At 68.4% G+C, this 11182-nt stretch carries 7 protein-coding genes; 6 read left to right on the top strand and 1 reads right to left on the bottom strand.

Annotation, left to right across the window (positions count from 1 at the left end; translation table 11 throughout):
* The first annotated feature begins 692 nt into the window (after positions 1–692).
* From ACQR2C_RS16220 to ACQR2C_RS16210, 3 genes are all read left to right on the top strand, one after another.
* Entirely contained in the window at positions 693–1907 is a 1215-nt protein-coding gene (locus tag ACQR2C_RS16220) for an aminotransferase class I/II-fold pyridoxal phosphate-dependent enzyme (protein ID WP_434881608.1), read from the top strand.
* An 11-nt stretch (positions 1908–1918) separates the two neighbouring features.
* Positions 1919–4396 carry a DNA translocase FtsK gene (locus ACQR2C_RS16215; protein WP_434881607.1) on the top strand — a complete coding sequence of 826 codons (2478 nt, stop codon included), beginning with the start codon at positions 1919–1921 and terminating at the stop codon, positions 4394–4396.
* A gap of 168 nt (positions 4397–4564) precedes the next feature.
* Positions 4565–5353 (top strand): outer membrane lipoprotein carrier protein LolA, encoded by a 789-nt coding sequence (locus ACQR2C_RS16210; RefSeq protein WP_409997877.1) that lies wholly within the window; start codon positions 4565–4567, stop codon positions 5351–5353.
* Between the two features lie 19 nt (positions 5354–5372).
* On the opposite strand, the gene ACQR2C_RS16205 is transcribed toward ACQR2C_RS16210, so the two are convergent.
* Positions 5373–6443, bottom strand: coding sequence for a DUF2336 domain-containing protein (locus ACQR2C_RS16205; protein WP_434881606.1), 1071 nt, complete (start codon positions 6441–6443; stop codon positions 5373–5375).
* Positions 6444–6674: 231 nt separating this feature from the next.
* Between ACQR2C_RS16205 and ACQR2C_RS16200 the strand changes: the two genes are divergently transcribed.
* The 3 genes from ACQR2C_RS16200 to ACQR2C_RS16190 all read left to right on the top strand — a co-directional run bounded on the left by ACQR2C_RS16200 (position 6675) and on the right by ACQR2C_RS16190 (position 11159).
* Positions 6675–8213 carry a YifB family Mg chelatase-like AAA ATPase gene (locus tag ACQR2C_RS16200; RefSeq protein WP_434874695.1) on the top strand — a complete coding sequence of 513 codons (1539 nt, stop codon included), beginning with the start codon at positions 6675–6677 and terminating at the stop codon, positions 8211–8213.
* 99 nt (positions 8214–8312) lie between these two features.
* Entirely contained in the window at positions 8313–8789 is a 477-nt protein-coding gene (locus tag ACQR2C_RS16195; RefSeq protein WP_434881605.1) for a hypothetical protein, read from the top strand.
* A gap of 135 nt (positions 8790–8924) precedes the next feature.
* The gene (locus tag ACQR2C_RS16190; protein ID WP_434881604.1) at positions 8925–11159 is read left to right on the top strand and encodes an ATP-binding protein; all 2235 of its coding nucleotides are present in this window, start codon (positions 8925–8927) and stop codon (positions 11157–11159) included.
* The last annotated feature ends 23 nt before the right edge of the window (positions 11160–11182 follow it).

The following is an 11182-nucleotide window of genomic DNA, read 5'->3' as shown; positions in this document are numbered from 1 at the left end:
CGCTAATAAGTGCGTCGGCCGCGCTGCGACCGGAAAGCCACGGCGGAGGCGGACATCTCCGTTAAGCAATTGGTCCATCCACGCCGCACTCGGTGGCTTCCGAAATCAAATTCTACAAATCTTCGGAAGTTGGCAATACAAGGGAAAAACCAGGGTGCTAATTGACCATCACCCGAACTAAGCCCCCAAGTAGTTCGGCCAAGGCCCGGTGCGCGCAGATTCCCATTGATATTCCGGCGCACCGGGCCGCCCGTTTTTGTCATCTGCGACGGTGCTTATGAATGCGCCCTCTCCCCTTGTGGGAGAGGGCATGTATGAGCGTGCGGCAGGCGCGGTTGAGTGAGGGGTATCTCTTCACAAGTTCAGCCCGCGGAGAGAACCCCTCACCCAACCGCGCTCGCGGATGGGCCAGCGATGCCCTCTCCCACAAGGGGCGAGGGCGCTGTATCGGGCAGCGCGCTGGCGGCGGCTTGGGCCTAGCCAAATGAGACGGTTCCCTCCGCCCCCCGAATCACCACAATGTCCGCCGCTGTTGCGAAATTGCCTCTGGATCGGGGCAAGAAAACCGATCAAAACGGGCGGCAGCGCCGATGGTTAATCGCGTCTTAACCTCGCCCCACCTATGGTGACCGCTAAAGGCACCGGTTCATGGGCGATCGGCGGCTTCCACTGGTTTGGCGCGCGTTTTACGTATGGCAATGACCGCTTCATCCCCCGCGCCCGCTGGCGCCAGCCATTCGGAGAGCGAACGCTCGCCGTTTGCGCGGCTGAACGAGCTGCTCGCCCCCTACAAGCCGGGCAAGCCGATGATCACGCTCGCCGTCGGCGAGCCGCAGCATCCGGTGCCGGGCTTCGTCGGGCCGGTGCTGGCCCAGCACATCGCCGAGTTCGGCCGCTACCCCGCGGCCAAGGGCATCGAGCCGTTCCGCAAGGCGGCCGCCGGCTGGCTGTCGCGCCGATTCGCGCTGCCGCGCGCTGTTGATCCCGAGCACGAGATTCTGGTCCTCAATGGCAGCCGCGAGGGCCTGTTCTTTGCCGCCCATGCGGCGCTCCGCCATGTCGGCCCGCGCAGCGGCAAGCCCGCGATCCTGATGCCGAACCCGTTCTATCCGGTGTATGGCGTCGGTGCGCGCACCGCCGGCTGCGACTCCATCTATCTGCCGACGACGCGCGAGAACGGCTTTCTGCCTGACCTCGATGCGATCGACGAGGCGACCTTGGCGCGCACGATCGCGTTCTACCTTGCGACGCCGGCCAACCCACAAGGTTCGGTGGCATCAGCGGACTACATGCGCAAGCTGGTCCAGCTCGCCAACGCTTACGGCTTCCTGATCTTCAGCGACGAATGCTATTCGGAGATCTACACGAAGGCGGCACCCGGCAGCATGCTCGAGCATGCCGGACCCGACTACACCAACGTGGTCGCGTTCCAGTCGCTGTCGAAGCGCTCCAACGTGCCGGGCATGCGGATCGGCTTTGCCGCCGGCGACCGCCGATTCCTCGCGGGCTTTCACGAGCTGCGCAACGTCGCGGCGCCGCAGGTGCCGGTGCCGCTGCAGCACGTGGCGGTGGCCGCCTATGCCGACGAGGCCCATGTCGAGGAGAACCGGCGGCTGTACCGCGCCAAGTTCGACCTCGCCGACCAGATCATCGGCAACCGCTATGGCTACAAGCGGCCCGATGGCGGCTTCTGCGTCTGGCTCGACGTCACTGAGCGCGGCGGCGACGAGGAGGTGACGTTGCGGCTGTATCGCGACGCCGGCGTGCGCGTGGTGCCAGGCAGCTACCTGGCGCGGCCGCAGGCCGACGGCTTCAATCCGGGCCTCGGCTACATCAGGCTGGCGCTGGTGGCCGATGCCGAATCCACCGGTGAGGCGTTGCACCGGCTGGTCGAGGTCCTGGGATAATCGCGGGGCTGATGCAGATGCCGGCGATCGAACGAGTCATTCCCCTGGTCAACCACCTGCCGACGTCGCTGCGCGACGCGCTGGTGCGGCGGCTGCGCGAGCTCGCGGGCCTCTGCCTGATCGCGCTGTGCGGCGTGGCCGCGGCGGCGCTGATGACGTGGTCGGTTCAGGATCCCAGCCTGAGCCACGCCACCTCGCGCGCGATCCGCAACATCGTCGGCTATCCCGGCGCGATCAGCGCCGATCTCCTGATGCAGATCCTTGGTCTCGGCTCGATCATGGCGATCCTGCCGCTTTCGATCCGCGGCTGGCGGATGATGACGCACCGGCCGTTCGACCGCGAGGCGCTCCGCTTCGGCGCCTGGGTGCTCGGCGCCGTCATCGCCGCCGGCTTTGCCAGCTGCTGGCCGCGCTCGCATGCCTGGCCGCTGCCGACCGGTCTCGGCGGTGTCGTCGGCGATGCCCTGGTGCGCGCACCGGCCGTGGTGTTCGGACCGCCCGGCGTGATCTATCGGCTGGTGCTCGGCGCCCTTCTTCTGGTGGCGATGATCGGCTGCCTGCTGGTGGCCGGCGGCATGGGCGCGAAGGAAGCCGATCCGAGCCTGCTCGCGGAGGAGGACGACGACACGCCGCTGGCCGACCCTGAGGACGATGACGACCGCAAGGCGATCCGGCTCGGCTGGGTGTTCCACGCCATCATGAGCGCCAAGGCCCAGGTCGTCTGGTTCCTCAGCACGGCCTACCGCGCGCTGGTGTCGTCAGGTCCGCAGCCGCGCGCCGCCGCCGCAGGCCGGCAGGAGCCGAGCCTCGGCCGCGGCCAGGGCAAGCCGACGCTCGCGCCCGAGATGGACGAGGACGGCGGCGACGAGGAAGAAGCCGAGGAGGGCGAGGACGAAGAAGAGGAGGAGGAGCCCGCTCCGAAGTCGCGCAAGAAGCCGGCGCCGAAGACTCCTGCGAAAAAGTCCAACGACAAATACGATCTGCCCTCGGTCTCGATGCTGGCGGCGCCGAAATCCTCCGACCGCCAGCCGCTGTCGAAGAGCGAGCTGGAGGCCAATTCGCGCGCGCTGGAAGGCGTGCTGCAGGATTTCGGGGTGCGCGGCGAGATCGTCAAGGCGCATCCCGGCCCGGTCGTCACGCTGTACGAGCTGGAGCCCGCGCCCGGCATCAAGTCGTCGCGCGTGATCGGCCTGGCCGACGACATCGCCCGCTCGATGAGCGCGCTGTCGGCGCGCGTCGCCGTCGTGCCCGGCCGCAACGCCATCGGCATCGAGCTGCCCAACGTGCATCGCGAGAAGGTGTACCTGCGCGAGCTGCTGGTGGCCAAGGAGGCGACCGAGAGCGTCGCAAAGCTGCCGCTGTGCCTCGGCAAGAACATCGGCGGCGAATCCATCATCATCGATCTCGCCCGCACCCCGCACATGCTGATCGCCGGCACCACCGGCTCGGGCAAGTCGGTCGCGATCAACACCATGATCCTGAGCCTGGTGTATCGGCTGCGCCCCGATCAGTGCCGCCTCATCATGGTCGACCCGAAGATGCTCGAGCTTTCCGTCTATGACGGCATCCCGCATCTCCTCACGCCCGTCGTGACCGACCCGAAGAAGGCCGTGGTCGCGCTGAAATGGGCCGTGCGCGAGATGGAGGAGCGCTACAAGAAGATGGCCAAGCTCGGCGTGCGCAACATCGACGGCTACAACGCCCGTCTCGGCGAAGCGCGCGCCAAGGGCGAGGAGCTGACCCGCACCGTCCATACCGGCTTCGACAAGGAGAGCGGCAAGGCGATCTACGAGGAAGAGAAGCTCGACCTCGATCCCCTGCCCTACATCGTCATCATCGTCGACGAGATGGCCGACCTGATGATGGTCGCCGGCAAGGACATCGAGGGCACGGTGCAGCGCCTCGCCCAGATGGCGCGCGCCGCCGGCCTGCACGTCATCCTGGCGACGCAGCGTCCGTCGGTCGACGTCATCACCGGCACCATCAAGGCGAACTTCCCGACCCGCATCTCCTTCCAGGTGACGTCGAAGATCGACAGCCGCACCATTCTCGGCGAGATGGGCGCCGAGCAGCTGCTCGGCCAGGGCGACATGCTCTACATGGCCGGCGGCGGCCGCATCAGCCGCGTGCACGGCCCGTTCTGCTCCGACGAGGAGGTCGAGAAGGTGGTCAAGCATCTCAAGGCCCAGGGCTCGCCGGAATATCTCGAGGCGGTCACCGCCGAGGAGCCGAGCGAGGAGGATGGCGCCGTGTTCGACGCCACCGGCATGGGCGGCGGTGGCGGCGGCGACGACCTGTTCTCGCAGGCGGTCGCCGTGGTCAAGCGCGACCGCAAGGCCTCCACCAGCTACATTCAACGGCGGCTGCAGATCGGCTATAACAAGGCCGCTTCGCTGATGGAGCGGATGGAACAGGAAGGCATCGTCGGCCAGGCCAACCACGCCGGCAAGCGCGAGATCCTGGTGCCCGAGGAGGAAGGCGGGTTCTGACGGCCCGATGGCCGCAGAAACGCCGCTTCGGTGCCCGATCTTCACGCGATTACGATCACGCTGCCCGGCCGAACCGGGATAGAACGCGTAAAACCTCAGGACGTCGTTTTGAAAAGCTCCTTGTTGAACAGCACGTTTTCGTATCACGCAGCTTGGCGCGGGCGCCGGATCGGCGCCTGGCTGGTCGCCTGCGCCGTGACGACATGCTCCATCGCCGGAGCGTCCGGTCACGCCGCCGCGCAAGGCACGCCGGCTCCGAAATCAGGCCCGAAGAGCGGCTCCCAGCTCAGCGCCTCCGACCAGCAGCGGGCCGGCCAGAGCCCCTCGACCACGCAGACGGCCCCGCCCAATCCGGTCATTCCCGATCCCCGGCGCAACGTGCCGGCCAGCATCTTCACCTCGTTCGACGCCAACCAGAAGGCGCAGGCGGCCAAGGTCAGCGCCTATCTGTCGTCGCTGCAGACGCTGGTCGGGAATTTCGTTCAGGTCGGCCCGGACGGCAGCAAGACCAAGGGTGATTTCTACATCCAGAAGCCCGGCAAGGTCCGCTTCGAATATGACCCGCCGACCCCGATCGACATCATCGCCGACGGCTCCTCGCTGGTGGTGCGCGACCGCAAGCTCGCCACCCAGGACGTCTATCCGCTGTCGCAGACGCCGCTGCGCTATCTCTTGTCCGACCGCATCGACCTGTTGAAGGACACCAACGTGATCGCGGTCGCCGCCGACGACCTCTACGTCACGATCACGATCGAGGAGAAGCAGGCCCTGATCGGCACCAGCCGGCTGATGCTGATGCTCGGCGCCAAGGACGGTCAGCTCAAGCAGTGGACCGTGACCGATCCGCAGGGCTACGACACCACGATTGCCGTCTACAATCTCGATACGACCAAGAAGCTCGACCCGGCGATGTTCAAGATCGACTTCACGGCCTACCCGTCGACCCCGCCGGGCTGACGCCGCTTCCCGCGCTCGCTCAGCGCGATTCGAGCCCGCGCACCTTCCACTGCGCTTCGGACAGCGCAAGCTTCTCGAAGCGCTTGCGCGCCTCCTCGAGGTCATCGGCTGGAAGCGCGTCGCAGCCGGGCCGGTCGCGCAGGATCATCGACGTCGTCGCCCAGCTCAGCCGTGCCGCCTTGCAGGCCAGCAGCAGATCCGTGAGGCGGTCCTCCTCCAGCAGCGTCTCGATCGTCTCGATGGTGACGACGCAGAGCAGCGCCAGCGCCGCGATCACGGCAGGGAAATCGCCGGTGGCACAGAAGCGGTTGACGGCGGAGTCGCCGAGCTTGCCGGTGCGGCTGAGGGCGGCGACCTCAGCCTTGACCTGCTGATAGTCCCAGATCGCGCGCATCGCCGCGCCGGGCGAGCGGGTCGGCGTCGCCTGAAGGGTCGCGCGGGTCGCCGGCGGTGCGGCCTTGATGAAGCGGGCGCGGGCGCCCTCGCTGGCCGCGGCGACGAAGGCCCGCGACAGCTTGGCCGGCAGGTCGGTGCGCAGCGCGAGCTTCTCGGCGAGATCCTCATCGCGCTCGGCGATCTTGAACAGGCTGCGATAGCCATCCTCGGACAGCTTTGCTGTGAGGTTCTGCGCCAGCGCCATGCGCACCGCCGGAAAGCCGCGCGCGATCAGCTGCGTCGTGAGGTTGTCGCCGATGCCCCTGCGGCTGGCGAGCGCGACGAGATGCGCCGGGCTGCCGGTGCGGATGAACTCGGCGAGGTCGCGCTCGGTCAACACCGCCGCCTTGGCCAGCATCGGCCCGGCGACGCGCAATTCGGGGTGGACAGCGAGCATCCGCGCCGTCGCGTAAGGCGCGCGCTCGACGCCGGCGAGCGCCATGCTCAGCTCGGCCAGCAGTTCGGTCGCGACCTGCGGCATCAGCCGGGCAAACATCTGATCGTAGAGATCGAGCTGCTCGGCGGACGCCGGCCGTGGACCGGCCAGGAACAGGCTGGTGGTCCGGCGCAGCATGTCGGTGGCGAGCTCGGACACCGTCCGCGCATCACCGACGGGCGTCTTGGCGGTTGGAGCTGCCGCGGGCGCTGGAGGCATCACACGTCCCTCGTTGGGCGCCTCTCGGCCGTGACGGAGGCGCGGGTCGATCATCGATTGCGGAAGAATGCGAAGGCCGGACTAAAGGGGCGTTAAGCCCAGCGGCCGGAGCTGCAACCTCACGCGGCTGTCGTTAATGGATTGCAGCCGAGCGCGGCAATGATAACGTTCCCGTATTGTTCTTGCGAACAATGCCTGCTTCCGCTAGCCTCACTGCCCGGGAGGGGCATCATGGTCCAGCGCGTTTCCACCGTTGCCTTCGAGGGGATCGAGGCCCGCGCGGTCGACGTGCAGGTCCAGGTCGCGCCCGGACTGCCGGCGTTCGCGATCGTCGGACTGCCGGACAAGGCGGTGTCGGAGGCGCGCGAGCGGGTGCGCTCGGCGCTGATCGCCTCCGGTCTGGCGCTGCCGGCGCGGCGGATCACCGTCAACCTGGCGCCGGCCGACGTGCCGAAGGAAGGCAGCCATTACGATCTGCCGATCGCGCTCGGCCTGATGGCCGCGATCGGCGCCATTCCACCGGATGCGCTCGGCGGATTCACCGTGCTCGGCGAGCTCGGCCTGGACGGCTCGATCGCGCCGGTCGCCGGCGTGCTGCCCGCCGCCATCGGCGCCAATGGCCGCGAGGAAGGCCTGATCTGCCCGGCCGCCTGCGGCGCCGAGGCGGCGTGGGCGAGCCCCGATCTGCAGATCATCGCGGCGACATCGCTGATCCAGATCGCCAACCACTTCAAGGGCACGCAGGTGCTGTCGCGGCCGCAGCCGAAAATCCAGGAGGCGCCCGCGAGCCTGCTCGACCTGCGCGACATCAAGGGCCAGGAGAGCGGCAAGCGCGCGCTCGAGATCGCCGCCGCCGGCGGGCATCATCTGCTGATGATCGGCTCGCCCGGCGCCGGCAAGTCGATGCTGGCGGCGCGGCTGCCGTCGATCCTGCCGCCGCTGTCGCCGGCCGAGCTCTTGGAAGTGTCGATGATCGCCTCGGTCGCCGGCGAGATCGAAGGCGGCGCGCTGACCAACCGGCGGCCGTTCCGCAGCCCGCATCATTCCGCCAGCATGGCGGCGCTGACCGGCGGCGGCCTGCGCGCCCGCCCCGGCGAGATCTCGCTGGCGCATCAGGGCGTGCTGTTTCTCGACGAGCTGCCGGAGTTCGATCCGCGCGTGCTGGATTCGCTGCGCCAACCCTTGGAGAATGGCGAGGTCTCGATCTCGCGCGCCAACCACCGCGTCACCTACCCTGCCCGCTTCATGCTGGTCGCGGCGATGAATCCCTGCCGCTGCGGCAACGCCTTCGAGCCCGGCTACACCTGCAAGCGCGGCCGCATCGACCGCTGCACGGCCGACTACCAGACGCGCATCTCCGGCCCGCTGATGGACCGCATCGATCTGCGCATCGAGGTCCCCGCCGTCACCGCCGCCGACCTCATCCTGCCGCCGTCGAAGGAAGGCTCGGCCGAGGTCGCCGCCCGCGTCGCCGCCGCGCGCGACCTGCAGCGCGCCCGCTATGCCAAGGCCGGCCTGCCGCATATCCGCACCAACGCCGAGGCGCCCGCCGCCGTGCTCGACGAGGTCGCCAGGCTCGACGCCCCCGGCCAGAAGCTCTTACGCGAGGCCGCCGAGACGATGCGGCTGTCGGCGCGGGGCTATCACCGCGTGCTGCGCGTCGCCCGGACGCTCGCCGATCTCGACCACGCCGAGGCGATCGGCCGGCTGCATCTGGCGGAGGCGCTGTCGTATCGCGCGCTGGCGGAGGACAGTCGTCACGCGGCGTGACTGCCCGCCCCTTCAACACTCTGGTAACGACTTCTCTTTACGCTCCGACAACCATAAGGCCCGCGTTTCGTCCTCAGGCCTGCCGCGTCGGTGCGTATCATGTTGCGTTTCAAGGTCATCGTTTCGGCCGTGCCGCTGATCGCGGCCGTGGTCATTGCCAAGGTCGAATTGGCACCCTCCCCGCAGCCCTGCATTGCCGTCGGCGCCGACAGCGCCTCGCTTGGATCGGCGCCGTTCCACGCCGATCTGCATGTCGACTTCACCGACGATCCCGCGCTCGCCACGGTGCGCGTGGCCCTGGCGGACAGTCCGGAGGCGGCCGATGTCGTCGTGGTCGACGATGCGCCCGTGGAAGAGGATCGGGGTTGCGGCATCACGGCCGCCACCCAGGTCGTCGCGATCGCGGCTGATCGCCTTGCGGGTTCGCAGCGGATCTATCTCGCCAGCGATGATGCCGATGGCCGCGCCGACTATCGCATCTACGTCCGCTCCAGCCACACGACGGCCAGGGACGCCGCCGCACTGATCGTCGCGGCCCGCAATCATTCCTTATCGCCGGCCAATCCGGTTCTGTGACTCGGGCTAACCCCCGGTTCACCATCTCTGCACCGCCGGCTGGCGTGGGCATGACCTTTCAAAGTCTCAGCAATACCGACGCCGCATGGTGCGGGTCGGCGAGGACATTGGGATCGGAAGCTGGGGATGATCGAGATGGGACCGATTTTTCACGTCAGGCTGCGCCTGCGCCGGTTCATGCGCCGTCACCGCACCATCTTCGCGATCCTGCGCTCGCTGATGATCTTCTCCGCCGGCTTCGGCGGCGCCTACGGCTTCATCAAGGCCAGCGTCTCCCCGAACTCCGGCTACAATCCGCACGCCTTCGCGATCGGCGCCAGCTTCCTGTTCGCGCTCGCCTGCGTCGGCCTGGCCACGCTCAGCATGCGGCTGCGCTTCGTCGCCAGGAAGCTGCACAAGATCGCACTTCACAACGAGGTGCTGGCCGACCGGAACTGGGAGCTCCAGGAAGCCGAGCAGCGCGCCCGCAATCTGTTCGAGCAGCAGGGCGATCTCATCGTCATGCGCGCCCGCGACGGCACCATCGTCTTCGTCAACGACGCCTATTGCCGGATGGCGGGTCTCGACCGCGACAATCTGCTCGGCAGCGCGTTCAGCTTCGAGTTGATCGAGCAGGGCGACAGCGCGCTGGAGCCGAACGGCACGCGCGTCCACGACCAGCGCATCGAGAGCGCGATCGGACCGCGCTGGATCGCGTGGCGCGAGGCGCTCGTGCGTTCCGACGCCGGCCAGCCCGCCCTGCTGCAATGTGTCGGCCGCGACGTCACCGACCGCACCGAAACCGAGCGCGCGCTGGCGGAGGCGCGCGACCAGGCCAACGCCGCGAACCGCGCCAAGTCACGCTTCCTGGCGATGGCGAGCCACGAGATCCGCACGCCGCTGAACGGCATCCTCGGCATGAGCGGCCTGTTGCTCGACACGCAGCTCACGCCGGAGCAGACGACCTACGCCAAGGCGGTCCGCACCTCGGGTGAGGCCTTGATGTCGCTGATCAACGAGCTGCTCGACTATTCCAAGATCGAGGCCGGCAAGCTGGCGCTCGAGGCGCAGCCGTTCTCGCTGGCGGTGCTGATCGAGGAGATCACCGAATTGCTGGCGCCGCGCGCGCAGGCCAAGCAGTTGGAGATCGCGGCCTATCTCGACGAGCGGCTGCCGACCTGGGTGACGGGCGACGCGGCGCGGCTGCGGCAGGTGCTGCTCAACCTCGCCGGCAACGCCATCAAGTTCACCGCGACGGGCGGCGTTGCCCTGATCGCCGAGCCCGGCATCTGGCCGAACGAGATCAGCTTCCAGGTGCGCGACACCGGCATCGGCATCGCAGCCGACGCGCAGGAGCGCATCTTCCGCGAATTCGAGCAGGCCGACGACAGCGTGGCGCGCAGCTTCGGCGGCACCGGGCTCGGGCTCGCGATCTCCGACCGGATCGTCAAGCGCATGGGCGGGCGCATTTCGCTGCAAAGCCAGCTCGGCGCCGGCTCGACCTTCGAGGTGGCGGTGCCGCTGCCGCCGGCGCTGGAGCGCGGCGAGCAGAACAGCTTCCGCGGCCCCGACCTCGCCGGACAGTCGATCATGCTGGTCGCGCCGGCCGGGCTGCAGGCCGAGCTGATCGAGCGGCGCCTGCAGAACTGGGGCGCGCAGACCTGCCTGGTCGCGGAGGCCGAGGTGGCGGAGGCCCTGCTGCCCGAACGCGCCTGGCATGCCGTGCTGGTCGACGACGCCATCGGCAGCGATGAATCGCTGCGTCTGGGCCGGGTCGCGCACCACCATACGACACGGCTGATCGTGCTGGTGACGCCGGCGAGCCGCCACGAGCTGGCACCGGCGGCGCCATTCCACGGCTATCTCGTCAAGCCGCTGCGCGCCGCTTCGCTCGCCGCGCGCGTGAGCTTCGACACCGACGGCACGGTCCTCGCCGACGATCCGGTCCCGACGATCGCGCCGCCGATCGCGGCTCAGGCCGGCGCGGGCCTGTCGATCCTCGTCGCCGAGGACAACGACATCAACGCGCTGCTGATGCGCTCGCTGCTGACCAAGCTCGGCCATCACGCCGACATCGCCGTGCATGGCGAAGCGGCGCTCGACTCCTGGCTCGCGGCGCGCTCGGCCGGCGCACCGTACGATCTGATCCTGATGGACGTGCAGATGCCGAAGCTCGACGGCATCGCCGCCGCCAGGCGCATCCGCGCCATCGAGGCCAGCGAGCCCGGCGGACGCACGCCGATCCTGGCGCTGACGGCCAATGCCCTGGTCGAGGACCGCTACGCCTGCTTCGAGGCGGGCATGGACGGGTTCCTGGTCAAGCCGATCGATCGCGACAAGCTCGACGAGGCGCTGGCGAATCTGGCGGCGGCGCGACAGGTGCCAGCGTAAGGAATTAGTTGGGGCGGATCAGC

Source organism: Bradyrhizobium sp. HKCCYLRH3061, assembly GCF_051168015.1.
GTDB lineage: Bacteria > Pseudomonadota > Alphaproteobacteria > Rhizobiales > Xanthobacteraceae > Bradyrhizobium.
This window is presented reverse-complemented; position numbering and strand designations above follow the sequence as displayed.